Consider the following 26733-nt stretch of genomic DNA (forward strand, 5'->3'; position numbering starts at 1 on the left):
GCCGCCCGTACTGCTTATTCTTCTTCCGAATTGTCCTGGTGCAGCTCTTCCAGAGCAATCGCCAGGTTGGCCATCTCGACCGCGACGCGGGCCGCGTCCGCGCCCTTGGTGGCCATGCGCACTTCAGCCTGCTCGTCGTTTTCCGTCGTCAGCACGGCGTTGGCGATGGGGATGCTGTAGTCCAGGCCCACGCGCGTGATGCCGGCGCCGGATTCGTTCGAGACCAGCTCGAAGTGGTAGGTTTCGCCACGGATGACGGCGCCCAGCGCCACCAGCGCGTCGAACTGGCCGGATTCGGCCATCTTCTGCAGCACCAGGGGGATTTCCAGCGCGCCCGGGACGGTCACGTGCAGCACGTCCTCGTCCGCCACGCCCAGGTGCTTCAGTTCGGCCAGGCAGGCCGACAGCAGGCCGTGGCACACGTCTTCGTTGAAACGTGCCTGGACGATGCCGATGCGCAGGCCTTCGCCGTTCAGATTGGTTTCGTAGCTTCCTACGGTCATGACGAGCCTCTTATATAGTGTATGTGGGTAAATGGGGGCGCCCCGGGGAAGCATACCCCGGACGCCACGGTGCCAGCGCGCTCATGCCGCGCGCCGGCTCGTGTCATGCCTCGGGCTTGGCCAGGTAGCCCGTCACTTCCAGGTCGAAACCCGTCATCGACGGCATCTTGCGGGGGCTGGCCAGCAGTTTCATGCGGCGCACGCCCAGCGCGCGCAGGATCTGCGCGCCGATACCGTAGCTGCGCAGGTCCATGCTGGCGGCGCGCCCTTGCGGCTTGCTGTCCGGCTTGTTCAACGCGGCCAGTTGGCCGAACAGCTGGTCGGCCGTCTCGCCGCAGTTCAGCAGCACCATGACGCCGTGCTCGGCCGCCTTGATCGCCTTCAGCGAGGCCGACACGTTCCACGAGTGCGTCGTCGCTTCCGTTTCCAGCAGGTCCAGGATCGAGACGGGCTGGTGCACGCGCACCAGCGATTCGCGGTCCGGATCCACTTCGCCATGCACCAGCGCCAGGTGGGCCGAGCCGCTCGGCGTGTCGCGCCAGGCGATCATCTTGAATTCTCCATGGGCCGTGTTCAGCGTGCGTTCGGCCACGCGCTCGACCATGCATTCCTTCTGGCTGCGGTAGTGGATCAGGTCGGCGATGGTGCCGATCTTCAGGCCATGTTCCTTGCCGAACTCAAGCAGGTCGGGCAGGCGCGCCATCGTGCCGTCGTCCTTGACGATCTCGCAGATGACGGAGGCCGGCGTCAGGCCGGCCATCGCCGTCAGGTCGCAGCCCGCTTCCGTGTGGCCGGCGCGCATCAGCACGCCGCCCTTGACGGCGCGCAGCGGGAAGATGTGGCCCGGCTGGACCAGGTCGTCCGGCTTGGCATCCTTGGCCACGGCCACCTGGATGGTGCGGGCGCGATCGGCGGCGGAAATGCCCGTCGTGACGCCTTCGGCCGCCTCGATCGAGACGGTGAAGTTGGTACCGAACGAAGTGCCGTTGCGCGTGGCCATCAACGGCAGTTCCAGCCGGTCGACGATTTCCTCGGCCAAGGTCAGGCAGACCAGGCCGCGGGCATGGCGGATCATGAAGTTGATGGCTTCGGGCGTGACGAAGTCGGCCGCCAGCACCAGGTCGCCCTCGTTCTCGCGGTCTTCTTCGTCGACCAGGATCACCATGCGGCCGGCGCGCAGCTCGGCGACGATTTCTTCGGTGCTGGAGATAGACATGTTTACATCCTTCGCGTGTTTCCTAACCCGCTATTTTAATGGATTTGGCGCCACTTCACCCGACATTGCCGCCCGCTGCGGCAAAAGTTGCCGAAAAATGGGAGGCTGTCCCCAATTTTTGGAAATCGGGGACAGCCTCCATTTGCCGCAACAGCCGTGCGCCCGGCGCCGGGCCGGCGGAGTAGGATCGATTCCAACGGAATACGGGGCCACATGTCCACCATACTGATCGTCGACGACCGACCGACCAACCGCGAATACCTGCTGACCCTGCTCGGCTTTACGCCTCACCGCCTGCTGGAGGCGGCCGATGGGGCGCAGGCGCTCGAGCTGTGCGACCTGCACCGGCCCGACCTCGTCATCACGGACATCCTGATGCCCACGATGGACGGCTACGAGTTCGTGCAGCGCCTGCGCGCCGATCCGGAACTGCGCCACACGCCGGTGATCTTCTTCTCCGCCACCTATTCCATGCCGGAACTGCGCACGATGGCGGCCGCCTGCGACGTGCGCAGCGTATTGCCGAAGCCGGCCGATCCGCAGTCCATCATGGATGCCGTCAACCTGGAGCTGGGCGCGGCGCAGGAGCAACTGTCGGTGCCGGACGAGCTGGCGCCCGCGCCCCCCGCCGCCGTGGCACCGCCGCAGGTGCCGGGCACCGTGGAGCGCATGGCGTCGCTGCACGAACTGAGCCTGCGCCTGAACGGCCAGCGCGACGCGGCCACGATGGCCATGCTGTTCTGCGCGGCGGCGGCGCGCATCCTGCAGGCCAATATCGTCGTGCTGTGCCTGCTGGATGCGAACGAAAGCGCCGTCCAGCACATCGAGACGCGCGGCATCGACCCGGCACTGCTGGAACCGGTGCTGCTGGACCGCGCCGCGTTCCCCGGCGAGCTGATGCTGGGCAACGACGTGCTGCGCCGCTGCCTGGCCAGCGGCGACTTGCCCGCCCTGCCCGGCGGCCATCCGCGCGTGACGAACCTGATGGGCATGGCCGTGCGCGACCAGTACCACCTGTACGGCTGGCTGTACGTGGCCGAGCGCCGCCACGAGGCCTGTTTCGACGCCACGGACGAGCAGTTCCTGCGCATGCTGGCGGCCCAGCTGGCCGTGGCGTACGAGAACATGAACCTGTACGAGGTGATCCAGCGCCATGCGGCCCAGCTGCAGATGGAAGTGTCGGCGCGGCGCCATGCCGATGCGGCCCTGCGCGCCAGCGAGGCACGCTACCGCGCCATGACGCAGTCGGCGCCGGATGCCATCATCGGTTCGGACGACGAGGAACGGGTGGTGCATTTCAACCGCGCCGCCGAAGCCATGTTCGGCTACACGGAAGCGGAAATGCTGGGCCAGCCCATCACGCTGCTGCTGTCGGAACGCTCGCTGCCCGAGCACCGCGACCGCGTGGCGCGCTACCGCAAGAGCCGCGAACGCACCTACAGCGGCCGCATCGTCGAGATGATCGGCAAGCGCAAGAACGGCGAGGAATTCACGGCGGAGATGGCGCTGTCGGCGGCCAACGTGGACGGCGAGCCGATCTTCACGACCATCCTGCGCGACATCACGGCCCGCCGCGCCCTCGAAGAACGGCTGCGCCTGGCGGCCCAGGTCTTCGACAGCACGCAGGAAAGCATCACGATGACGGACGCCGCCGCCAACATCATCGCCGTCAACCGTGCGTTCGAACAGAACACGGGCTACGCGGAGCGCGAGGTGCTGGGCCAGAATCCGCGCGTGCTGCGCTCGGGCCGGCACGACACCGCGTTCTACCGGGCCATCTGGCAGAGCCTGGAAACGCAAGGCCAATGGCGCGGCGAGATCTGGAACCGGCGCAAGAACGGCCAGGTGTACCCCGAACGCATCAGTATCAACGTCGTCAAGGACCAGCGCGAACAGGTCTGCGCCTATGTCTCGGTGTCGAGCGACATCAGCGCCCTGATGGAAGCGCACACGCAGCTCGATTTCCTCAGCAACCACGATCCGCTGACCCAGCTGCCCAACCGCAACCTGCTGAACGACCGCCTGCAACTGGCCATCGACGCCGCCCAGCACGGTGGCGGCCAGCTGGCGCTGCTGCTGTTCGATATCGACCGCCTGCAGCGCATCAACGATGCCCTCGGCCACGAGGTGGGCGATGCACTGCTGCAAGAGGTCGCACGGCGCGTCAGCACCATCGTCACGCCGGGCGACACGCTGGCCCACCTGGGTGCGGACGAATTCGCGCTGCTGCTGACCAAGGCGCCGGACGTGGACGACGTCATCGTCACGGCGCGCAAGCTGATGGACCAGGTCGCGCAACCGGTGCGGCTGGCCAACCAGGACCTGTACGTGACGGCCAGCGTGGGCATCAGCATGTACCCGCGCGACGGTGCCACGGCCAGCGCCTTGCTGATCGGCGCGGACGTGGCGCTGTCGCACGTCAAGGATGGCGGGCGCAACAGCTTCCATTTCTACACGGGCGAGATGAACGCCCACGCGCTGCGCTGGATGTCGCTGGAAGTGCACCTGCGCCACGCCATCGAGCGCAAGGAGCTGCGCCTGTATTACCAGCCGCAGGTGTCGCTGTCCGACGGCCGCGTCAGTGGCATGGAAGCGCTGCTGCGCTGGCACAGCAGCCACCTGGGCATGGTGCCACCGAGCGACTTCATCCCGCTGGCGGAGGACAGCGGCCTGATCCTGTCGATCGGCAACTGGGTCATCGAGGAAGCATGTCGCCAGAACAAGGCCTGGCAGCAGGCCGGGCTGGCGCCGCTGACGGTGGCGGTCAACGTCTCCGCGCGCCAGTTCGCCGCCGGGACCGTGCCGGCCGTGGTCCGCGCGGCGCTGCAGGCAACGGGCCTGGCGCCGCGCTACCTGGAGGTTGAGCTGACGGAATCGATCATGATGCACGACGCCGAGCACGTGCAGGCGCAGCTGAACGAACTGTCGGCCATGGGCGTGTCGATCTCGCTGGACGATTTCGGCACGGGTTACTCTTCGCTGGGTTACCTGTCGCGCTTCCGGCTGGACAAGCTGAAAATCGACCAGACGTTCGTGCGCAACATCACCAGCGATCCGCGCAGCGCCGCCATCGCGCAAGCCACCGCCGCGCTGGCGCATGGGCTGGAGCTGATCGTCGTGGCGGAGGGCGTCGAGACCGAAGGCCAGCTCGAATATCTGCACACGATGGGCTGCGACAAGATCCAGGGCTACCTGTTCAGCCGCCCCCTGCCCGCGGACGAGCTGGCCGCGCTGCTGCGCGAGGAGCGCTGCCTGGCGCTGCCGCATGCGCCGGCGCCCAAACCCCGGCACACGCTCCTGCTGGTGGACGACGAACCCGGCGTCCTGCGTGCGCTGCAGCGCGTGTTCCGGCGCGAGGGCTGGCAGATCCTGCTGGCCGGCAGCGCCGAGGAAGCGCTGGAGCTGCTGGCAGGACACGAGGTGGACGTCATCCTGTCCGACCAGCGCATGGCCGGCAGCAGCGGCATCGAATTGATGGCACGGGTGCGCGAGCTGTACCCGCACCCGGTGCGCCTGCTGCTGTGCGGCTATGCCGACCTGGCCGGGGCGACGGAAGCGGCCAATCGCGGCGTCATCGCCCGCTTCCTCAGCAAGCCGTGGAACGACGAGGAGCTGCTGCAGGCCGTCCGGGCCGCGTTGCGCCAGGGAACGCCGGAAAGCACCCGGCAGGCGCATTGATAGCGCTACACCAACAGCACGATTTCAGGTAAGGTAACGATCTCCCACTATTTGCCTGAATGACATCGTGACCGTATCGAACGCAACTGATCATGCAACCATGCCGGCGCCGCAGTGCGTCTGGCCCCTGGGCGCCGAACTGGGCGAAGGCCCGCTGTGGCATGCCGCACAGCAGCGCCTGTACTTCGTCAACCTCGTCGGCAACGCGCTGCACGCGCTGGATGCGGACGGCCTGCGCCATACGTGGCAACTGCCCACCTACGTGTGCTGGCTGCTGCCGCGCAAGGACGGCGACGGCTTCATGGCGGGTTTGCGCGACGGCATCGTCCGCCTGTGGCTGGAACCAGCCGTGCGGATCGAATACCTGCACCGTCCGTTCGACATCGCGGGCCTGCGCATGAACGACGCCAAGGTGGACGCCGCCGGCCGCATCTGGGCGGGCTCCATGAACGCGGCGGACGTCAAGCGGCCCGACGGCAAGCTGTACCGTCTCGACCCGGACGGCAGCCTGCACACGGTGCTGACGGAGTACCACATCTGCAACGGGCCCACGTTCAGCCTGGACGGCAAGACGATGTTCCACAACGACAGCTTGCTGGACCGCACCTACGCCTATGAGGTGCGGCCGGACGGCAGCCTGGGCGCGCCGCGCGTGTGGCGCCAGTTCGGCCCGGGCGAAGGCTCGCCGGACGGCATGACCGTCGACAGCGAAGGCTGCGTGTGGATCGCCCAGTGGGGCGGCAGCCGCGTGTGCCGCTACAGCCCGGCCGGCGAACTGCTGGCGACGATCCCGATGCCGGTGGCACAGCCGTCGTCCGTCGCGTTCGGCGGGCCGGACCTGAAGACGCTCTACATCACCAGCGCCTGGCAAGGCTACGACGCGGCGCGCAAGGCGGCGGACCCGCTGGCGGGCGCGCTGTTCTCCGTGCAACTGGACGTGCGGGGCGTGCCCGCAGCGCGGTTCGGTTGAGCGCCTCGCTGCCCGCGCCGGAACCGGCCGTGCGCAGCCCGCGCCCGGCCGTCCGGTTCCTGTTCGGCCTGGTGGCCGTCATGGGCGTCGTCAGCGGTTTCTACGACGGGCGCCACTGGCCCGAACCCTTGTGGTGGACGGTGCTCGCCGCGGGCGTGCTGAACTACGCCATCTTCGCCTGGTACTGCCGCGACACGGATGCCCGCGACATCCGCCGCTCGCGTGGCGGCAACCTGTTCGTCATCCTGCTGGCACCGCTGGCCGTGCCCGTCTACCTGCTGCGCCGCGCCGCCGGCCAGCGCTGGCGCGCGCTGCTGCGCATGACACTGTTCCTGCTGCTGTTCTTCGTCGTCGAGATGCTGGGCATGGTCGCCGGCGAGCTGCTGGCCTAGGCTTCCCTGGCTCTCCCCGAAGCGGGACGCGGGTCGGACCGGGCAGGCAGTACCATTGCTTACTCACATGACACGATAAAGGAGCTTACGATGAAGACCCAAGGTTCGGCAGTCTGGTCCGGCGGCATCAAGGATGGCAAGGGCGCCATCAGCACGCAGAGCGGCGCCATCAAGGATTATCCGTACGGCTTTGCCAGCCGCTTCGAAGGCAAGCCGGGTACCAATCCGGAAGAACTGATCGGCGCGGCCCATGCCGGCTGCTTCACCATGGCGCTGTCCCTGATCCTGGGCGAGGCGGGCCTGACGGCCGAGCAGATGAACACGAAGGCCGAAGTCACGCTGGACAAGCTGGATGACGGCTACGCCATCACGGCCGTGCACCTGACCCTGGAAGCGAAGATCCCGGGTGCGGACGACGCCAGGTTCCAGGAGCTGGCCGGCAAGGCCAAGGCGAATTGCCCTGTGTCGAAGCTGCTCAACACCAAGATCACGCTGGACGCGAAGCTGGTGCAGTAAAGGTCTCGCCCATGCCTGCGGGCGGGCCTTGACATGCATGAGGCGCGAACACCATCGCTACTTCTGCACAGCGCCACGGTGCTTGAGCGGGATCAATCTATTACCGCACCACGTTGGCGTGAACCACGAGCCACCGGTTGAGCGCCAGCATCGGTCTCCATTGACAATCAACAAAAAGCCCGCACTCCATTGACGTTATAAGAACCAGTTGTACCGGCTCAGCGTTTTGCTGTCACACCAGCTTTTCGCAGGAACTTCGGCCAAACATAATGTCAACCAAAGGAGCGCAATATGAATGTCTTGACAAATGATGAGCTCAGTCTCGTGCACGGTGCAATGGGCAGCCGCGGCCAGACTGTACCTATGAGTCCCGCGATGCGCCAATGCCAAAGCGGAGCAGGATGGGGGATACTCGGCGGTGCAATTGCCGGCGCCTCCGGAGGGTTCCTGGGTGTGGCGCTGGGTGCGATCGGAGGCCTTATCGCAGGCGGAGGCTCATCCGGTTGTTTCGCCGTGCCACAACGTTGAAAGTGTTCACCGTAGAGCTGTCGACACGGCAGCTCTACCATTTAAACGGAGCTTCCAATGTCTTATATCGTACGAAAGTTCTCAAACAATTGGGACGCTATACGATGCCACGGCCGCCTGCACTTTATTTTTCTCTATGGCGTTGTTGCATGGGGTGTTTCAACCGCGGCAATATCAACTTTACTGTTCGCATTCCTGGCACCCCAGCGGCCGGCCAGCGACTTCGCCATCATCGCTTTCTCTGTCTTTCCTGTTTTCGGCATCCTGTTAGCGTGGAGCACGTGGATGCGACTCGAACAGGACCATCCGCAAATGAACTGATACCAGGGCGTTGACGACCGGGCACTTGGGGGATCCCCAGCTGTCGCTAGTTCCGCTGCGCCGGCTCTTCCGCGGCACCTGTCGCCGTCGCGATGCGCTCGGCCCGCTCCACCTGGATGTGTAAGCCGGCCGCCCCTTCCGGCATGCCGGCCGAGCTGAGCGCGAAGCGGGCCAGCTGCAGGCCCGACTCCACCGTTTCCGAAATCACTTCGTTGGCGCCCGCCCCCTTCAGGAGGCGCGCGTGCTTCTCGTCGCGCGCGCGCGCGATGATGGGCAGCGCCGGATAGTGCCGGCGCAACGCGCGCACGGCCTCCAGCGCCGCCTTCGGGTCGTCCATCGTCAGCACGACTGCAGCGCATTCGCCGATGCCCAGGCGCGCCAGCAGGTGCGGCATCGAGGCGTCGCCCGAATGTAGGTTGCCGGTCTCCTTGCGCGCCGCCGCGACCAGGTGATGATCGCGTTCGATGGCGACGTGCTCGATGCCATGGCGCGCCAGCACGTCCGCCACCAGCCGCCCTACGCGGCCATAGCCGCCGATGACGATGTGTCCTGCGCGCGGAGGTTCGCCGGCGCCCGGTCCGGCCACTGCCGCCGCGCAACCGCCGCGCGTACTGTCCCACCACGCGGCGAAGCGCTGCCCCAGCGCCGCACTGCCGGGCGCGGCCAGCATGCTCAGGCTGACGACGACCAGCAGGAACTGGCCCGTCTCGGCAGGCAGCAGCCGGGCCGTGACGGCATAACCCAGCACGATGAACGCGAACTCGCCGCCCTGCCCCATCAGCATGCCGGCCTGCACGGCCTGGCCCACGCCCAGGCGCCACAGCAGCAACGTGATGACGGTCGCCTTGATCAGCAGCAGCCCGACGACGGACGCCGGCAGCCAGAACGGATACTCGGCCACGGTACGCAGGTCCAGCTCCATCCCTACCGACATGAAGAACAGCCCATCAAGAGGCCCCGGAACGGCTCGACGATCATTTCCACTTCGTACTGGAATTCCGTGTCGGCCAGCAGCAGGCCGGCCAGCAGCGCGCCCAGCGCCATGGACAAGCCGGCCGCCGCCGCCGCGGCCGCGATACCCAGGGTCAGCAACAGGATCAGCGCGACAAAGATCTCCGGCTGGCGCTGCACGGCAAACGCGGCAAACATGGGCCGCGCCACGCGCCGGCCGACCAGGTAGACGGCGGCAATCGTCAGCGCCGCCTTGGCCACGGCCACCAGCAGCACGGACCACAGCGCGGCGCCGCTGCCACCCAGGCCTTCCACCAGGATCAGGATCGGCACCACGGCCAGGTCCTGCAGCATCAGGATGGCAAAACACGCCTGCCCCAGCGGCGACGCCAAGCCCTGGCCCCGGCTCAGCAACTGCATGACGACGGCCGTGGACGACATCGCCAGGGTCAGCCCGATCGTCAGCGCCGTGCCGGGCGGATTGCCGAACGCCAGCGCGAAAGCGCCGACCACGGCCGCCGTCAGCCCCACCTGCAGCACGCCGGTACCGAACACGCTGCGCCGCAGTGCCCAGATGCGTGCCGGCGACAGCTCCAGCCCGATCATGAACATCAGGAACAGGATGCCCAGCTCGGCGACATGCTTGACCGCCTCGACGTCGTGGAACGTGATGTCGGCAAGCCACGGTGCCTGCGCCGTCCAGCTGCCCAGGCCGTGCGGCCCGAACACGAGCCCGACCAGCAGGAAGCCCAGCATCTGGTTCACTTTCAGGCGCTGCATCAGCGGCACGGCCAGGCCGGCCAGCAGCAGGAACAGCAGGACTTCTCTCAGATCGGCTATTGTCATGTGTGGTTATGATAACGGGCGCCGGCTGCCCAGCCGGCTGATCCCGCAGTGTAGGAGAACCCGGCCGGCAGGGCAAACGGCTGCAATGTGCATAGCTGCTGCCTGGCCCCATTTTGAAAGGACTGATGTGGTATTGACTGGAAACGCCGTGGTCGGCGTGGAAGCCGGCAAGCGCAAGCTCGATGTCGCGCTGCTCGTGCACGGCAAGCTGAAGACCAAGGCACTGGCCGTCCCACCAGCGCATGGGGACGACCTGATCGAATGGGTACGCAAGCAGAAGGTCGCACCGGAGACTGTGCACTTCTGCGTGATCGAGGGGGACCCCAAGGCGACGTCCGTAGCGCTTGCCCTGTTCGATGCGGGCCTGCACGTGAGCTTCGTGCCAGCGGGCGATATCCGCGCGTTCGCCGATGCGGAGAGACTGCCGGCCCGCGCCGACCGGCCCGGCGCCGACGTCGTCGCTCGCTACTGTGCGGCACGCCAACCCGAGGCATGGGCGGCCCCATCCAGGCAGTCGCGCACGATCGATGCCATTCGCGAGCAACTGGCAGCCTTGGAAGGGTATCGCGCGACCGAAATGCGCTGGGCCGAAGAGTTTCGCGCCCGTGGCGCCGACAGCCAGGCGGAAGGCGCACTGGCGCATGTCGCGTGGCTTGACGAGTCGATCGCCAAGTTCCGCAAGTCGCTTGCGGAGCTGGTCGAGCTGAGTTCGGATGCCGGGCACGACACTGTGGCCTGAGCGCGGGCACGGAAATAGCCGGACAAAAGTTGGGGCATCTCAAGATCAGCGCCGACGCTCGGCGTAGATTCTCAGCAGCTGCGCGGCCTCGTAACCGACACGCGCAGTGAGCGGTCTCCCAATCCCAGCCAGAGCAAGCGCCGATGACGTCACGACGGTACTGCTAGGCCAGTAACGTTCAGTACGTGATCCATCCATGGATCATCTCATCGGATATCCAGCGCCAGCATGAATACACTCCGCCGCACCATCCTCGATCTCATCCACGACAGACAGTTCAACCGCATCCTGCGTCTCTCGTTTCCAAACGACGACGCACCGGCAGCGCAATTCCTGGTCGACAAGCTCGACGCAAACGAAAGCCTGTCCAGGGATTTCGAGTTCACGGTTGAACTACTATCCGACAATGCCTGCATCCCCTTGAAGGAGATGCAGGGAAAACTGCTCTCGATCGAACTCGTACGCGGCGACGGCAGCCTGCGTTACTTTTCGGGGTATGTCTTCAGCTTCCAGCGCCGTCGTTCCGACGGCGGCATGACGTTCTACGAGGCCAGGCTGGGGCCATGGCTGAAGTTCCTCGGCTTTCGCAAGGATAACTACCTCTTCCATGGCAAAACCTTGCGCCAGCAGACGGAAAGCATTTTCGAAGACTACGGCGTCCATCCGCGCTGGGACTGGCGGGTAACGGCCGAGGATCCCGCCATGACGGATGCATGCCAGTTCGACGAGACGGATTTCAACTACCTGAGCCGCCGCTGGGAGGCTGCGGGATGGTACTACTGGTATGAGCACGAGGCGGATGGCCACCGCCTGGTCGTCGCCAGCGATTCCACGTATGCGCCGGCAGTCGATGGCGATGTGGAAGTTCGATTCCACGGCGCAGGCGGCGCGCACGACGAAGACGCCTTCGACCGCTGGTCGCCGGAGCGCCGTTTCGTCCCGGCCAACGTCGCGCTGAGCGCCTTCGATTTCAAGGATCCAAGCCCCCGGCATGCCTCCCTGCCCACGCTGAACCAGCAGGGGGACGTGCCCGAACTCGAATCGTACGAGTATGCCGGCGCATACGGGCTGAAAGGTCGCGGCGACGGGGATGCACAGAGCCGTGTCCGGATGGAAGAGATCGAAGCGACAGCCAGGGTCGTCGAGGCCGAAGGCAACAGCCGCCACGTCGCGCCGGGCCGCTGGTTCCGTCTCGTGGATCATTTCAATCACGACTTCCACAGTGGCAGCAGCGATCCGGCCAAGGACGATTTTCTGGTGCTGGCGGTGCGCCACGTGGCCACCAACAACTACTTGCGCAGCGACGACGAGAAAATCCAGTATCGCAACGGGGTAACGTGCACGCGCAAGAGCTATCCGTGGCGGCCTGGCCGGGGCTTCAACAGCACGCGGACCAGGATCCTGGCACCACAGACTGCTGTCGTGGTCGGCGCGGCCGGCGATGACAACGTCCATACCGATCGATATGGCCGGGTGCGGGTCCAGTTTCATTGGGACCGGATCGGCGAGCATGACGACCGCAGCTCGGCATGGATTCGGGTTGCCAGCGCCTGGGCGGGTGCCGAGCTTGGCGCGGCGGCGATTCCGCGCGTCGGTATGGAAGTGATCGTCCAGTGGATCGACGGGTGTCCGGACCGTCCGCTCATCACCGGCGCCGTGTTCAACGAGCGCAACATGCCGCCCTGGACCGTTCCCACGCAACAGGCGCTGACCGGGCTGCGCAGCCGTGAGCTGGTGCCGGGCGGGGGCAACCGGCCGGGCGGGCGCAGCAACCACCTGGTGCTGGACGACACCAGCGGCCAGATCCAGGCGCAGCTCAAGAGCGACCACCTGCACAGCCAGCTCTCGCTCGGACACGTCACCCGGATCGACGACAACCGGGGCCGGCTCGATGCGCGTGGCGAAGGCTGGGAACTGCGCACGGACGGGCATGGCGTGGTGCGCGCCGGCAAGGGCATGCTCGTCACGACAGAACCACGCATGCAGGCACAGTCGCACATCAAGGACATGGGCGAGACCGCCGAGCGCCTGAAGACCGCACACGGCCTGCACGATGCCAGCGCCTCGGCCGCGCTGCAGGGCAAGGCGCAGGAGAGCGGACACCAGCACGACGTGGCCGATGCGCTCAAGGCGCAGAACGACGCCATCCGCGGCACCGGCGGACCATTTCCCGAGCTGGGCGAGGCGCATCTCGTGCTGTCCAGCCCGGCTGGCATCGAGACGACGACAGCGCAGTCGACCCACATCGCCAGCGACCGGCACACGGCACTGACGACGGGCCGCAACCTGTCGGTCGCCGCGGGAGAGAGCTTCTTTGCGAGCGTGAAGGAAACCTTCCGGCTGTTCGTGCACAAGGCGGGCATGAAACTCGTCGCGGCCGCCGGCAAGATCACGGTGCAGGCCCACGATGGCGGGGTCGAGATCATTGCCAACAAGGTGCTCTCGCTCATCAGCCAGTCCGACTGGATCGACCTGAAAGGGAAGAAGGGAGTCCGGCTGCACGGGTCTGGGTCCATGGTAGAGATCAGCGATCTGGTACAGGTCTTCACGTCGAAACCGGTGCAGTTCCACGGCAACCTCCAGACACTCGGCCCCAAGAACATGCCGCATCCCGGCGCAGAACACAAGATCACGGTCGCCGATCCGCAAACCCCGCAGGAACCGATGCACCTCGTGTTTACGCTGCACAGCACCGCAGGCGGGCGGCCGTGGTCCAGTGTTCCCTACACGCTGCTCAAGGACGGCGCCAAGGTGGAGGACGGGATTACCGACGACCTGGGCAGGATCGCGGTCGAACACCGCGCAGGCCCTGCCAACTACCAGGTCCAGCTGCCGAACGGCCACGTCTACGACCTGGCGGCCGTTCCGCAATTCGAGCCGGCAGGTTCCGATGCGCATCGCGAGCAGAGGCTGTCGAATACCGGGGCACGCGCGGTCGCGGGCACGACGGCGAGCCGCGAATATTGCTGAAGACCGACGCACCGTTCTACCGAGAGAGGCCACATGCCAGATACGATCACCCGCGCCGAAAAGGTCCACATCGATGAACGCAGCCGCCAGGCCAGGAGTACTGGCCAGTGGTTCCTTGAAAACCGCACGGCGACCCACCCGGTTACCCACAACAATGGGCTCACCTTCTTCATTTGCGGCGAAACCGCCTTCGCGGACATCGCGAAACGCATCCGGAATGCGAAACATTCGATCAATATCATCTGTTGGGGTTTCGATCCCGGCATCGAGCTGGTGCGCACCGGCACGACGTGGCCGCGCGGCGACACCTACGGAGACCTCCTGGTTGCCGCCGGCAAGCGTGGCGTCAAGGTGCGCATACTGGTCTGGTACAGCAAGCTTGGCAGCGGTTCGGCGATGAACATGCCAGGGTATTCGCATGACACGAATCCATGGCCCGCGGCTCCCGGATTAAGCGAAGGAGGCAATCTATCGGCCCAACGGGCTCGCGCATTGACCGAAGATTACTACCTGAGATCCGGGGTCCAGCATCCGATCAAGACTCCGCAAGGCTCCCGCCTCTTTGGACCGGAGCATATGGGCATGATTGGATTGGCGGCGCGGGCAGAGTATTGCAACAAGTGGTACAACGCGGCCTTTGCCGGCAAGTTCGACCATGTCGAGATACGGACCCGGGCCGGCGACGCGGATGCCATCAAGTCCAGCCTCGCCACCGAAAAATATCAGCCCGGCACCCTGGGGACAATCGAGGTCGAACGGGCCGGCATGGTAAGGGTCGGCACTCATCATCAAAAGACGATCGTCATCGACTATGACCATGCCGATGGTGCCCATGCAACCGGCTACGTCAAGGGCCTCAATTCGGTAACGGAATACTGGGACACGGAAGCCCATCTCATCGAGGATCCGCGCCGCGAGACCGGCAGTGTGCGTGAAGCGGGGGAAGCGGTCCAGGTCGAGGCGAACCAAAAGCCGGACGCGGGGTTCGCTACCTTCAAGCCGTACCGAGACTATGCCTGCCGGATCGACGCCGGAGGAGCGCTTGCCGCCGTGTTCGAGAATTTCCGCCGTGCCTGGGCGCGCACGGGCTCGTCCGATTTGGGCGACCAACCGGCAGTTCCCCAGGCACTCAAGCGCACGGTGGTTCCTGGCACGCACTCTTCGGTGCAGATCGTCCGCACCCAGCCCCAGGAAAACGACAAGACGATCAAGGAGATGTATTTCCTTGCTACCGACCAGGCCGCGTTAGCTTCGGGCTATCTGTATGTCGAGAACCAGTATTTCCAGTACCAGGAATGGTCCGAACGCCTGATCCAGGCGCGCAAGAACGTCATGGCCGCGTGGAAGGCGGGTGCGGCGAAGGCCGGCAAGAGCAAGGCCGACATGCCGCTGATGCACGTGTTCATCGTGATTCCCGTGCCGGAACGAGCGCAGATGGTCCCGCGCACCTACGACACCCTGGCCGTTCTTGGCCAGCAAGCCGGAATGGCCGGGCAGTCCGATCTCATCGACAAGGAAAACAAGAAGCGCTACACGGGGGTCATGGTCGACGACATCGGGCGGCCTACCGGCGCCGTCTATTCGAAACCGGCGATCGTCGAATACGCCAACCGGATCGACAAGCCCACCATCGACGCGCTGGAGAAGCAGTTTGGCCTGAAGGTGGCCGTGTCCATGCTGCAGACGAGCGGCATCAGCCAGCGCCGCATGCGTTATCGCGAAATCTATATCCATTCGAAGATGCTGTTGATCGACGATACCTTCATCAGTTTTGGCAGTGCCAACCTCAACCAGCGCAGCATGTCCGTGGACAGCGAGATCAATTTTGCGACGAACGATGCCAGGCATGCGACGGATTTGCGGCGGAGGATATTCGGTCAGCTTAGTGGTGGTGGCTTCGATGGGAAAGCTGGAACGCGAGATGATATGTCGCAAACCTATATTCTCTGGACCGAGCGAATGACCAAAAACCAGCTTGCAAAGGGCGACTCAAACGCGATGATAGGGTTTCTCCTGCCGCTTTGGGATAACCGCAGCAGCACGATGAGATTGGGCTAAAGATGAAAAAGCTTCATTTGCGCAAACTCACTTACGGCGTACTTGCTGTGGTCGCCGCCATCTGCTTCTTCATGGGGTTCAAAGTGCCATACACTCACTACAAGGCCGAGCAGGCATTGCCGCGCAACGAACAGCTCCCTCTCTTCAACCCGCACAGGCCTGCCTTCACCTGCGAAATCGAAGCCACCAAGGTGCCGCCCATCGATGCGCAGGCCGACGCGTGGTTCCGTGAGGCACGTGCGCTGGAAGACCCCGACACGTGGGAAGAAGACCGCGACTACAAGAAGATCGTTCAGCTGACGCGCGCTGCGGCGGAGCGGCGCCACTGGAAGGCGATGCTCAACTTGGCGAGCCTGTACCTGGAAGAGCGCGATCCGCCCCACGGCCCGGACGACGCCGTGGCGCTGGTGGAAGAGGCGATGCGGCTTGGCATTCCTGCTGCTTACGACAGGATGGGTACGTACTACATGGAAGGCATCGGGGTGCCGGCGGGCGCTAGCCTCGCCTTCGCGTTCTGGCAGAAGGCTGCGGAGATGGGCAGCCCGCAGGCGATGGCATACCTCGGCGACAAAATATCGGCGACGTGGGATAGTCCTAAGGATGGGTTCTGGGCCAATATTCCTGTCGCCACCAAGATGCTCGGATGCGCTCTCGGCCAGGGCTACGGCCCGGCGGCATCCACTCTGTACTATCTTCAGGCATGGCCACGTTCGCCGAACGGTAGCCGGTCTGGACCGAGGACCGCTGCTACCAAGGCGCTGGCGCTGCAGACGTTGCAACAAGGAATCAGGCTGGGATGCGCGAATTGTGCCCGCTTCCTTCTAGTGGAATTCGAGCAGCCAGATGACCTCGCGGACATGCTGGTTCCGCATCTGGATAAGGCAAGGTCTGAGCGCTACCGTGTACTGTATGACGCCCTGCATTGGAATCCCGACCTTCGCCTGCCCAACCTGGACAAGATTCTGCCGCTGCCGCCAGCGCAGCTTCCCCAATGGAACGGCGACAAGAAGGCATTGATCGAGGCCGCGAAAGGCGTCACGCTCAAGCGGGGGCAAGCCGAGCCGGGCCCGGCGCCGCAGGCAAACGGGCGCGCCCAGGTCGAAGCAGCCTACGACCTGCATCCATGCGACGACACGACGGCCGAGGGCACCGCGCCGTGCGCTGGATATTGGGCGCCAACGGCACCAGGTGGATCAGCGCAACTGCGGAAGCACCTCGCGACCCTGCCCCCAGGCCTGTATCGGCCGGGCGAGCCGTTCGACAGCTTGTATGACCCCGCCGTGACGGGCGCCGCTCCGATCGCCGGGCTGGTGTGGCGGTGCTTTATCACAGTGCATCGGGACCACAGCGCCGTCGCGCCGGTAGCCGTGGCCGGCATCGCACGCGAAATCCTCCCTGCCGAATTGGGCCTTTCATGCGCCGCAGACATGCCGTGCCCGGCGACCGGCGTGTGGCAGCCATGGCTGCCGTCCGGGCATCCCGCAAGCGCCGCGCTCAACCAGCCATGGCGCCAGGCATGGATGACCGCGGGACAGCGTTTCCCGATTCCATGGCACGGCGCGGAGCCACCATTCGATCCCATCGAACTGACGTGGCACCTGATGGAAGCCGGCAAGACTTCGAACGGAAGCCAGACAGCATGAAACACCAGGGACGCGGTGTGATCCGCATGAACGACAAGACCGACCATGGCGGCCACGTGTCCGCCGTGTCGTCCGGCACCATCGTGATGGGCTCGGAAGCCGCACTGGCCGGGGACATGACGACCTGCCCGAAGTGCAAGGGCAATTACCCCATCAAGCCCGACGGTGCCGGTGCCAGGCATGAGGGCCGCCCCTACGCTTACGACGGCGATATGACCGCCTGCGGTGCCAAGCTGATCTCGTCACTGTGATACCTGGACACTTCCAGAAGATGACATCGGGCAAAGCGTACCTCGGTGGCGAGGACGCTTTTCGTCCTGCCTTCCGGGCCCACCCCAGCACCCCATACCGATCTGGCTGACGATGAAAAGCACAATATTGCGCAAGCTCTCCTACGGCGCACTTGCAGCGGTCGCCGCCGTCTGCTCGTACAAGGCATTCCAGATACCATACGGTCAGTACAAGGCCGAGCAGGCATTGCCTCGCAATGAACAACTCGCCCTCTTCAATCCGCACCGCCCCACCTTCACTTGCGAGATCGAGGCGACCAAGGTGCCGCCCATCGATGCCGAGGCCGATGCGTGGTTCCGTGAGGCCCGGGCGCTGGAAGGTCCGGACACGTGGGAAGAGGACCGCGACTACAAGAAAATCGTCCAGCTGACGCGCGCCGCAGCGGAGCGGCGCCACTGGAAGGCCATGCTGAACCTGGCCAGCCTGTACCTGGAGAAGCGCGATCCGCCCCACGGCGCGCGCGATGCCCTGGCGCTGGTGGAAGAAGCGATGCGGCTTGGCATCCCTGCCGCCTATGACAGGATGGGAACGTACTACAGCGAGGGCGTCGGCGTGCCCGGGGACGCGACCCGTGCCTTCGCGTTCTGGCAGAAAGCGGCGGAGATGGGTAGCCCGCAGGCGATGGCGTACCTGGGCGACAAGGTGTCAGCAACGTGGGATAGCCCTGGAGACGGATTCTGGGCCAACATTCCTGTCGCTACCAAAATGCTCGAATGTGCTCTCGGCCAGGGATATGGCCCTGCAGCGTACAGCTTGTTCGAAATGCATGCATGGCCACGAGTGGCCAATGGTAACCCATCCGGACCGCGGACTGCCGCCACCAAAGCATTGGCGCTCCAGACCTTGCAACAAGGGATCAGGCTCGGATGCGCGGACTGTGCCCGCTTCCTTTTAGTCGAATTCGAGCGCCCGGATGACCTCGCGGACATGCTGGTCCCATACCTGGACAAGGCAAGGTCCGAGCGCTACCGTGTACTGTATGACGCCCTGCACTGGAATCCCGACCTGCGACTGCCCAACCTGGACAAGATCCTGCCGCTACCGCCCGCCCAGCTTCCCCAGTGGAACGGCGACAAGAAGGCATTGATCGAGGCCGCGAAAGGCGTCACGCTCAAGCGGGGGCAAGCCGAGCCGGGCCCGGCGCCGCAGGCAAACGGGCGCGCCCACGTCGATGCCGCCTACGACCTGCGTCCCTGCGACGACACGACAACTGCGGTCGCTGCGCCGTGCGCTGGATATTGGGCGCCAACGGCACCAGGTGGACCGTCGCAACTGCGGACGCACCTCGCGACCCTGCCCCCAGGCCTGTATCGGCCGGGCGAGCCGTTCGACAGCTTGTATGACCCCGCCGTGACGGGCGCCGCTCCGATCACCGGCCTGGTGTGGCGGCGCTTTATCACGGTGCATCGGGACCGCGAAGCCGTCGCACCGGTTGCCGTGGCTGGCATCGCACGCGAAATCCCCCCTGCCGAACTGGGCCTCTCGTGCGCCGCAGGCATGCCCTGCCCGGTGACCGGCGCCTGGCAGCCGTGGCTGTCGTCCGGCCATCCCGCAGGCGCTGCGCTCAACCAGCCATGGCGCCAGGCATGGGTGGTTGCGGGACAGCCTTTTCCAACTCCATGGCATGGGGACAAGCACCATTCGATCCGACCGAACTGACGTGGCACTTGATGGAAGCCGGCACGCCTTCGAACGCCTAGGAGCAGACAGCATGAAACACCAGGGACGCGGTGTGATCCGCATGAACGACAAGACCGACCATGGCGGGCACGTGTCCGCCGTGTCGTCCGGCACCATCGTGATGGGTTCGGAAGCCGCACTGGCCGGGGACATAACGACCTGCCCGAAGTGCAAGGGCGACTACCCCATCAAGCCGGACGGTGCCGGTGCCAGGCATCAGGGCCGCCCGTACGCTTACGACGACGATATGACCGCCTGCGGTGCCAAGCTGATCTCGTCAGTGTGAAACTCGGACACGTTCAGTAGATGACGTCAACCCAAGCGCGCTTCGGCGACGCGGACGGGTTTCGTCCCCCAGCAGCACATACCGATCTGGCCGACGATGAAAAGCACAATATTGCGCAAGCTCTCCTACGGCGCACTTGCAGCGGTCGCCGCCGTCTGCTTGTACAAGGCATTCCAGATACCATACGCTCAATACAAGGCCGAGCAGGCATTGCCGCGCAACGAACCACTGCCCCTCTTCAATCCGCACCGCCCCACCTTCACTTGCGAGATCGAGGCGACCAAGGTGCCGCCCATCGATGCCGAGGCCGATGCGTGGTTCCGTGAGGCCCGGGCGATGGAAGATCCGGACACGTGGGAGGAGGACCGCGACTACAAGAAGATCGTCCAGCTGACGCGCGCTGCGGCCGAGCGGCGCCACTGGAAAGCCATGCTCAACCTGGCCAGCCTGTACCTGGAGAAGCGCGATCCACCCCACGGCCCGGACGACGCCCTTGCGCTGGTGGAAGAGGCGATGCGGCTTGGCATCCCTGCCGCCTATGACAGGATGGGAACGTACTACAGCGAGGGCGTCGGCGTGCCCGGGACGCTACCCGCGCCTTCGCGTTCTGGCAGAAAGCGGCAGAGATGGGTAGCCCGCATGCGATGACGTACCTGGGCGACAAGGTGTCGGCAACGTGGGATAGCCCTGGGGATGGGTTCTGGGCCAACATTCTCGTCGCTACGAAGATGCTCGAATGTGCTCTCGGCCAGGGATACGGTCCGGCTGCATACACTCTGCTATATCTACATTCGTGGCCACGTTCGCCCGACGGTAGTCGGTCTGGACCGAGGACCGCTGCTACGAAGGCGCTGGCGCTGCAGACGCTGCAACAGGGAATTAGGCTAGGATGCGCGGACTGTGCCCGCTCCCTTTTAGTGGAATTTGATCGCCCGGATGACCTCGCGGACATGCTGGTCCCACACACGGACAAGGCACGATCGGAGCGCTACCACGTACTGCATGACGCCCTGCACTGGAATCCCGACCTGCGCCTGCCGAACCTGGACAAGATCCTGCCGCTGCCGCCCGCCCAGCTTCCCCAGTGGAATGGCGACAAGAAGGCATTGATCGAAGCCGCGCAAGGCGCCACGCCCAAGCCACCGCCAGCCGAGGCGAGCGCGGCGCCGCACGCAAACAGGCACCCCCAAGTCGATCCGGGCGCGGGCGCGCTGCGGCTGGCTGAGTCGGCAGTGTAGGAGATACGAGGCTCGGTGGATAAACCGATTGACGCCTGCCGCGGCACGCTGGACAATTATCTTCTTGGGACAAGAGAGGACTGACGTGAAGACAATCCAGAGTGCTGTGGTCGGTGTGGCGGCAGGGCAGCGCAAACTCGCTGTCGCGCTGCTGGTGGATGGCAAGCTGAAAACGAAGGTGCTGGACAGTTACACTGACCAATCGCCCGGGCTGGTGGCGTGGGTGCGCAAGCAGAAATCCGCGCCGGAGACAGTGCACTTTTGCCTGGTACAAGGCGATTCGAGCGCGCGGGACGTAGCTATCGGGCTGTACGATGCCGGCCTGCACGTCAGCTTCGTCGAAGCCGACGACGTCCGCGCCTATGCCGACGCCGAAGGCCTGGCATTGCGTGCCAATCGACCAGGCGCCGACCTCATCGCCCGCTACTGCGCGGCGCGGCGGCCAGAAGCCTGGGTGGCGCCGTCGCGGCAGCAGCGCGCCATCGATGAGCTCCGCCGGGAGCTGGCGGAACTGGAAGCGATGCGGGACGATGCGATAGTCTGGGCCGAAGAGGTCCTTGCAACCGGCACCGCCGGTCGGGATGACGAAGCGTTTGCGCACAGTACCTGGCTCGATGAGTCGATCGACAGATTGCGCAAATCGCTTGCGGAGCTGGTTGAACCGCGCGCGGATGAGAGTACCCCGGATTAGGGCCTGTCCGTGTTGGGACTGCCCCTGATGCCGCTAGGTTAAGAGGTTCTGATATCCCTGTAACAGGCCCGAAGCTGGGGTCTGTACCGTTTCTGGGGCGGTCCGGCGACCCGCCTGACCCCGGTTTTTATCGCGCAATTCATGGTTCTGCGATTAAAACCAGGGTCAGTCCCCTCGTTGCGCGGCTTGCAAGCGCAGAGGTCGCCACTTACCGGGGACAGACCCCAGCGCTGGCAAGCGATTGCGTCGCCACTTACCGGGGACAGACCCCAGGCGCTCGGCGCTTCAGGTGCCCTTCTGCTCCACCGACAGCATGCGCTCGACATAGCGGGCGATCAGGTCGATTTCCAGGTTGACCTTGGCGCCCACCGTCAGGTGCTTCAAGGTCGTGACGTGGATCGTGTGCGGGATCAGGTTGATCGAGAAGCGGCAGCCGTCGGCCACGTCTTCCACGCGGTTCACCGTCAGCGAGACGCCGTTGACGACCACCGAGCCCTTGAACGCCAGGTATTTGGCCAGCTCGCGCGGCGCTTCCACCACCAGTTCATAGGACTCGCCGACCGGCTCGAACTTGCGCACGACGCCGAGGCCGTCCACGTGGCCGGAAACCAGGTGGCCGCCCAGGCGTTCGGCCAGCGTCAGCGCCTTTTCCAGGTTGACTTCCGCCGGCGTATCGAGACCGGCCGTGCAGTTCAGGCTTTCGCGCGACACGTCGACCACGAACGAGCTGTCGGTCTTCTCCACCACCGTCATGCAGGCGCCGTTGATGGCGATCGAGTCGCCCAGGCCCACGTCCGCGAGCGGCAGCGGGCCCGCGTCGATGTCCAGGCGCACGCCTGCGTCATGGCCACCCGGCAGCGGAGTGACGGTCTTGATCTTGCCGACAGCGGCGACGATTCCAGTAAACATGCTGATTCCTGTGTTGAGTGCGGCGCCAATGCGGCGCCGGATTGTTCGAAGTTATGCGGCGATGCGACCGGTAAAGCGCGCCAGGATGCGCAGGTCGTCGCCGACACTGCGCACCTCGTGAAATTTCAGCGTGTGCTTGTCCGCCAGGCTGGCAAGCGCGGGCAAGGCAAACATGCCTTGCGCATCGCCCAGCAACGTGGGCGCGAGGTACACCAGCAGCTCGTCGACGCAGCGCTCGCGCACCAGCGAGCCGTTCAGCTTCGTGCCCGCCTCCACGTGCAGCTCGTTGACCTGGCGCCGGCCCAGCTCGCGCATCAGTTCCGCCAGGTCGACCTTGCCGTGCGCGTTGGCCAGCGTGATGACCTCGGCGCCCAGGTCGCGCAGCCGCGCTTCCTTGTCGTGGTCGCGCACGGCGGCCACCACCAGCGTGCCACCGCCTGCCAGCACCTTGGCCGCCGGGTCGATTTCCAGGCGGCTGTCGACGACGATGCGGCGCGGCTGGCGCGGCGTGGCCACGGCCCGCACGTTCAGCTGCGGATCGTCGGCCTTGACCGTGCCGATGCCTGTCAGGATGGCACAGGCGCGGGCGCGCCACGCATGGCCGTCCGCCCGGGCCGCTTCGCCCGTGATCCACTGGCTGCTGCCGTTGTGCAGGGCCGTCATGCCATCCAGGCTGGCGGCCGTTTTCAGGCGCACCCACGGCAGCTGGCGCCGCATGCGCGAGAAAAAGCCGATGTTCAGTTCGTACGCTTCGTCCGCCATCAGGCCGGACGACACTTCGATGCCGGCCGCGGCCAGGCGCGCCATTCCCTGCCCCGCCACCAGCGGGTTCGGGTCTTCCATTGCCGCCACCACGCGCCCCAGGCCGGCGCGCACCAGCGCATCGCAGCAAGGCGGCGTGCGGCCATAGTGGCTGCACGGCTCCAGGGTCACGTAGGCCGTTGCGCCGCGCACGTCGTGGCCCCGCTGCGCTGCGTCCTTGAGTGCCTGGATTTCCGCGTGGTCCTGGCCGGCGGGCTGTGTCACGCCTTCGCCAACAACCACGCCATCCTTGACGATGACGCAGCCGATGTGGGGATTGGGCGACGTCGTGTACAACCCTTTTCCCGCCCACTGCAGGGCCAGGCGCATGCCTTCGTGGTCGTTGCTGATCGTGATGTTCATCGCTTCCTGTCTGCCCTGCCGTCGTCGCTGACTGTGCGGCCTACTCCGCCGCCGGGTCACAGCCGCTGTCGCGCGCGGGGTCGCACAGCCGCGCGCGGCCCAGCATGTTGATCTTGATGTTGCGTGCCTCGCCGCCCGTGCGCAGCGACAGCGTGCCCCAGTTGGCGGCGCTGCCGTTGCCCGCCCGGCAGGAACGGCCCGCACTATTATAGGCGACATACCACGGCGGCGCAGCGGCCGACAACCGCGCCCAGATGCGCAGCCCGCCCGCCACGGGACCGTGCCGGAACAGCACTTCGTCGCCGGACCCGGGCCTGCCATCGCCGTCGCGGTCGGCGAAGACGATCCAGCCGTGTTGCCAGGCGACGCCGCCGCCATCGGCCGGCGCCACCACCACGATGTCGCCCCGTCCCAGCGCCTGGGCGCGCGCCAGGTGCAGCGCCGCCAGCAGGTCGGTGGCGGCGGCGCGGATCTGCTGGCGCGCGGCAAAGGCACGCAGGTCGGGCACGGCCGCGCCCAGCAGCACGCCCGCCACCGCCAGCGCGATCAGCGTTTCCACCAGCGTGAACGCTGCGCTCAACGCCAGCAACGCGGGTCGCTGCCGCTGGCGCGCCGTTCGCCCGTGCTCGTGAGGATCAGTCGGCCGCATTGTCTATCCCTGTAGTGAACGTCCACCCGGCGCGTGCCGGGCGTGGCGACCAGTTGCACGCATTCGTCGAGCGGGCGGTCGTCGCACGCCTCGCCCGCGATCTCGTAGCCGCTGCGTTCCGGGCTGGTACCGGACCACCAGCGGAAGCGACGCGCGTCGTCGTCCGTGCTGTCCGGCGCGAACGCCACGTAGCGGTTGTGCAGCGTGAAGTAGCGCTCTTCCTGCTGCATCAACCGCTGCAGCGCGCCCTGCGCCTCCGTTCGGCGCGCCCGCACCATGTGCTCCTGCAGGTTGGGGTAAGCCAGTGCGCCGACGATGCCACAGATGGCGACAGCGACCAGCACTTCGGTCACGGTGAAGCCGTGCGCTTGCACGCGCAGACACGCTGGCCGCGCGCTCATCTTGCCGGCCTTCGCGCGGCGGCGTTGTGCAACTGGCGCCAGTTCATCACTTCGCGCCAGCTCAGGCGCCCGGCCGGCAGTGCGGCGCGGCTCGTCCCCGCACGAGTCACGCCGCCGCCCGCGCCGAATGCCACGTGATCCTTCACCCGCGTGACGCGTCCCCGTGTTCCCGCCGCCGACGGCACACGCGTGCGCGCGGCCGCGAGCACCACCGGCGCCCCGTCGACGAAGTCCGCCAGCAGCATTCCCGTGACGTTGCCGCTGGCCGCCGGCGTACCGTCGCCCGGCGCCAGTCCCGACAACGCATCCAGCAGGTACGCGCGACTTGCGCTGTCCGCGCAACGGTCGGGCCCGGGCAGCACCGTATGGAACGCGACGTTGCCATCCACGACCGCCGCGCTGGCGACGCTGCGCTCACCCATCGTTGCGCTGCCGGGGAAGTCGACATACCAACCCTTCGGCCGCTCGCCCGCGCCCACGGCCTGGTTGCGACCCGTGACGACAAAGCCCGCGTCCGCATCCGTCGCCGGATACACGCGTCGTTCCAGCAGGTCCGCGCGCGTCAGCGGTGACGCCGGACGCGGCGCGCCGGGATCGTCGTACACGGCATAGAACGACTGCGGCGCGAACCGGGCCGGATCGCGGTCCGCGCGCGATTGCAATTGCCCCGTGCCGAACAGGACCAGGTAGCCGCCACCCGCCGCGTGCACCACCTTCGGCTGCTGCACGATCGGCTGGCGCGTACCCTCCCCGTCGCGCGCGACAAACACGGGGCTGGCCGGCACGCCGGTACGCCACGGCGCCGGGCGCGTAAAATCGAAGCGCCACAGGTTGCCCTGCAGGTCGCCCGCGTACGCATGGCGCACCACGTCCTCCTCGTCGGGCACCAGGGCGGGCGCCGACAGGCCCGTGGCCAGACCGGGCTCGCCCGGCGGCAGATCGAGCCTGTAGTAGCTGGTGTCGCGCCGCCAGGGCTGCGTTGGCGCCTTGTCCAGCGCCAGCAGGAACAGCGCCGCGGCGCCCGTGCCAACACCATTGCCCGCCAGCGCGAAGTGGCGGTATTGCGGCACGCCGTCGCGCGTGCGCACCTGCAGCCGCGCCACCTGCGCCGGGGCCAGGACATTGCCGATCGCCGCATCGGTGGCTGCGCCGAACTCCCACAACGCGCCGGCGAAGTCGGCCGGGTCGGTCACGTCCAGCGCGAACAGGCCACGCGCGCCCATGCCGGGCGACGCCACCAGCACCGTGCGCCAGCGGTCGCCGATGCTGGCCTCGCCCAGCGCCAGCGGACCATCCACGTACGGCCGGTGGACGTAGCCGGGCGCGGTAAGCGCCCCGAGCGCGTCGGCCAGCAGCGCCGGAACATAGGTGAACATCTCGACGCCGCTGCGCGCATCGAAGGCATGCAGCATGCCGTCGTTGGCGCCGAGGTAGACGGCAGGAGGACGGCGCGACGCGGCTTCCCGGAACGCCGCGTAGGTCTCATCGCCGGCGCGCGACGGCGGATTCATTGCCGCCCCTGCAAACACAGGCGCGCCATGCACGGCATCGCCCAGCAGGCCGGCACGCACGCGCAGGCCACGCCCCTCGAGCCGGCGCTCGCCCCGCAGCCAGGCCAGCCGCGCGGGTCCGGGTGCATCGGGCGGTACCACGCCATCGGGACCGGCGGACAGCGGCGGCGCGCTCAATCCTTCCTGCAGCGCAGCGGGCAGCGACTCCCAGGTGAACGGGATCGTGCGCAGGCCATCGAACGTATGGATGCGCCGCGTGGCCGGGTTCCGGCGCGCCAGCAGCGCGGCGGCATCCCACAGCGGCGGCAGCAGCCGGAGCGCCCCGTCGCCATCGCGCACCAGCGGCGCACGGGTCAACGTGCCGCTGCCGCGCGCCAGTTCGTAAGCGGCGCGGAACACGCTGCCCTCTTCCGCGCCCACTGGCGCCAGCCGGCTGCGCGGCACGGCCAAGGGGGCGCCGTGCACGACGCGGTGACGCGCAGCGCAACCCAGCGCGGCCTGCTCACCGGCGTCGACCTCCGCCGCCCGGGCGGACACGGCGCAGAGCAGCACCAGCAGGGCGAACAACGCAAGACGCACCAT

The 26733-nt window shown here is 66.3% G+C and carries 24 protein-coding genes and 1 pseudogene; 16 read left to right on the forward strand and 9 right to left on the reverse strand.

The genetic code is table 11. The annotated features are described in order from the left end of the window. Positions 1 to 14: 14 nt before the first annotated feature. Entirely contained in the window at positions 15 to 503 is a 489-nt protein-coding gene (ribH, locus tag PX653_RS12290) for a 6,7-dimethyl-8-ribityllumazine synthase (protein WP_107141474.1), read from the reverse strand. A 103-nt stretch (positions 504 to 606) separates the two neighbouring features. After that, the gene (gene ribBA, locus PX653_RS12295; RefSeq protein WP_277418143.1) at positions 607 to 1719 is read right to left on the reverse strand and encodes a bifunctional 3,4-dihydroxy-2-butanone-4-phosphate synthase/GTP cyclohydrolase II; all 1113 of its coding nucleotides are present in this window, start codon (positions 1717 to 1719) and stop codon (positions 607 to 609) included. A gap of 213 nt (positions 1720 to 1932) precedes the next feature. On the opposite strand from ribBA, the gene PX653_RS12300 reads away from it, so the two are divergent. The 6 genes from PX653_RS12300 (at position 1933) to PX653_RS12320 (ending at position 8124) form a co-directional block, all read left to right on the forward strand. Continuing rightward, the gene (locus tag PX653_RS12300; RefSeq protein ID WP_277418144.1) at positions 1933 to 5397 is read left to right on the forward strand and encodes an EAL domain-containing protein; all 3465 of its coding nucleotides are present in this window, start codon (positions 1933 to 1935) and stop codon (positions 5395 to 5397) included. A 100-nt stretch (positions 5398 to 5497) separates the two neighbouring features. Then, positions 5498 to 6367 (forward strand): SMP-30/gluconolactonase/LRE family protein, encoded by an 870-nt coding sequence (locus PX653_RS12305; RefSeq protein ID WP_277418145.1) that lies wholly within the window; start codon positions 5498 to 5500, stop codon positions 6365 to 6367. Then, entirely contained in the window at positions 6364 to 6759 is a 396-nt protein-coding gene (locus PX653_RS12310; protein ID WP_277418146.1) for a hypothetical protein, read from the forward strand. The genes PX653_RS12305 and PX653_RS12310 overlap by 4 nt, the downstream gene beginning before the upstream one ends. Positions 6760 to 6849: 90 nt before the next feature. Beyond that, positions 6850 to 7275: an OsmC family protein gene (locus tag PX653_RS12315; RefSeq protein WP_277418147.1), complete on the forward strand. Its 426-nt coding sequence runs from the start codon at positions 6850 to 6852 to the stop codon at positions 7273 to 7275. A gap of 291 nt (positions 7276 to 7566) precedes the next feature. Then, positions 7567 to 7803 (forward strand): hypothetical protein, encoded by a 237-nt coding sequence (locus tag PX653_RS28365; RefSeq protein ID WP_371876452.1) that lies wholly within the window; start codon positions 7567 to 7569, stop codon positions 7801 to 7803. Between the two features lie 57 nt (positions 7804 to 7860). Continuing rightward, entirely contained in the window at positions 7861 to 8124 is a 264-nt protein-coding gene (locus PX653_RS12320) for a hypothetical protein (RefSeq protein ID WP_277418148.1), read from the forward strand. A 46-nt stretch (positions 8125 to 8170) separates the two neighbouring features. Here the strand turns inward: PX653_RS12320 and PX653_RS12325 are convergent, their stop codons facing one another. Further along, complete coding sequence (locus PX653_RS12325; RefSeq protein WP_371876474.1) at positions 8171 to 8794, reverse strand: NAD-binding protein; 624 nt, start codon at positions 8792 to 8794, stop codon at positions 8171 to 8173. A gap of 45 nt (positions 8795 to 8839) precedes the next feature. After that, positions 8840 to 9921: pseudogene (locus PX653_RS12330) on the reverse strand (cation:proton antiporter domain-containing protein); the annotation flags it as partial. 127 nt (positions 9922 to 10048) lie between these two features. Between PX653_RS12330 and PX653_RS12335 the strand changes: the two are divergent. The 10 genes from PX653_RS12335 to PX653_RS12380 all read left to right on the forward strand — a co-directional run bounded on the left by PX653_RS12335 (position 10049) and on the right by PX653_RS12380 (position 21517). Continuing rightward, on the forward strand, positions 10049 to 10660 hold the full coding sequence (locus tag PX653_RS12335; protein ID WP_277418151.1) for a hypothetical protein: 612 nt from the start codon (positions 10049 to 10051) through the stop codon (positions 10658 to 10660). Positions 10661 to 10888: 228 nt separating this feature from the next. Continuing rightward, positions 10889 to 13630: a type VI secretion system Vgr family protein gene (locus PX653_RS12340; protein WP_277418152.1), complete on the forward strand. Its 2742-nt coding sequence runs from the start codon at positions 10889 to 10891 to the stop codon at positions 13628 to 13630. A gap of 33 nt (positions 13631 to 13663) precedes the next feature. Continuing rightward, complete coding sequence (locus tag PX653_RS12345; protein WP_277418153.1) at positions 13664 to 15688, forward strand: phospholipase D-like domain-containing protein; 2025 nt, start codon at positions 13664 to 13666, stop codon at positions 15686 to 15688. Between the two features lie 2 nt (positions 15689 to 15690). Beyond that, on the forward strand, positions 15691 to 17331 hold the full coding sequence (locus tag PX653_RS12350; RefSeq protein ID WP_277418154.1) for an SEL1-like repeat protein: 1641 nt from the start codon (positions 15691 to 15693) through the stop codon (positions 17329 to 17331). After that, on the forward strand, positions 17328 to 17582 hold the full coding sequence (locus PX653_RS12355) for a PAAR domain-containing protein (RefSeq protein ID WP_277418155.1): 255 nt from the start codon (positions 17328 to 17330) through the stop codon (positions 17580 to 17582). The genes PX653_RS12350 and PX653_RS12355 overlap by 4 nt, the downstream gene beginning before the upstream one ends. A 127-nt stretch (positions 17583 to 17709) precedes the next feature. Beyond that, entirely contained in the window at positions 17710 to 19281 is a 1572-nt protein-coding gene (locus PX653_RS12360) for an SEL1-like repeat protein (RefSeq protein WP_277418156.1), read from the forward strand. A gap of 52 nt (positions 19282 to 19333) precedes the next feature. Beyond that, on the forward strand, positions 19334 to 19588 hold the full coding sequence (locus PX653_RS12365) for a PAAR domain-containing protein (RefSeq protein ID WP_277418157.1): 255 nt from the start codon (positions 19334 to 19336) through the stop codon (positions 19586 to 19588). Positions 19589 to 19699: 111 nt separating this feature from the next. Beyond that, positions 19700 to 20236 (forward strand): SEL1-like repeat protein, encoded by a 537-nt coding sequence (locus tag PX653_RS12370; protein WP_277418158.1) that lies wholly within the window; start codon positions 19700 to 19702, stop codon positions 20234 to 20236. Between the two features lie 80 nt (positions 20237 to 20316). Continuing rightward, positions 20317 to 20826 carry a DUF6396 domain-containing protein gene (locus tag PX653_RS12375; protein ID WP_277418567.1) on the forward strand — a complete coding sequence of 170 codons (510 nt, stop codon included), beginning with the start codon at positions 20317 to 20319 and terminating at the stop codon, positions 20824 to 20826. Positions 20827 to 20911: 85 nt separating this feature from the next. Next, on the forward strand, positions 20912 to 21517 hold the full coding sequence (locus PX653_RS12380; RefSeq protein ID WP_277418159.1) for a hypothetical protein: 606 nt from the start codon (positions 20912 to 20914) through the stop codon (positions 21515 to 21517). Between the two features lie 285 nt (positions 21518 to 21802). Here the strand turns inward: PX653_RS12380 and PX653_RS12385 are convergent, their stop codons facing one another. Genes PX653_RS12385 through PX653_RS12405 form a run of 5 tightly spaced genes read right to left on the reverse strand, consistent with a single transcriptional unit; the run spans position 21803 to position 26733 of the window. Then, positions 21803 to 22426 (reverse strand): riboflavin synthase, encoded by a 624-nt coding sequence (locus PX653_RS12385; RefSeq protein ID WP_277418160.1) that lies wholly within the window; start codon positions 22424 to 22426, stop codon positions 21803 to 21805. 51 nt (positions 22427 to 22477) lie between these two features. Then, complete coding sequence (gene ribD, locus PX653_RS12390) at positions 22478 to 23590, reverse strand: bifunctional diaminohydroxyphosphoribosylaminopyrimidine deaminase/5-amino-6-(5-phosphoribosylamino)uracil reductase RibD (protein WP_277418161.1); 1113 nt, start codon at positions 23588 to 23590, stop codon at positions 22478 to 22480. A gap of 40 nt (positions 23591 to 23630) precedes the next feature. After that, positions 23631 to 24170 carry a GspH/FimT family pseudopilin gene (locus PX653_RS12395; RefSeq protein ID WP_277418162.1) on the reverse strand — a complete coding sequence of 180 codons (540 nt, stop codon included), beginning with the start codon at positions 24168 to 24170 and terminating at the stop codon, positions 23631 to 23633. Continuing rightward, positions 24167 to 24640, reverse strand: a complete 474-nt coding sequence (locus PX653_RS12400) for a type IV pilin protein (protein ID WP_277418163.1) — start codon at positions 24638 to 24640, stop codon at positions 24167 to 24169. Before PX653_RS12400 ends, PX653_RS12395 begins: the two co-directional genes overlap by 4 nt. Then, a complete protein-coding gene (locus PX653_RS12405) occupies positions 24637 to 26733 on the reverse strand; it encodes a pilus assembly protein (protein WP_277418164.1) in 2097 nt (698 codons plus the stop codon). Before PX653_RS12405 ends, PX653_RS12400 begins: the two co-directional genes overlap by 4 nt.

Source organism: Pseudoduganella chitinolytica (assembly GCF_029028125.1).
GTDB classification, from domain to species: Bacteria; Pseudomonadota; Gammaproteobacteria; order Burkholderiales; family Burkholderiaceae_D; genus Rugamonas; species Rugamonas chitinolytica.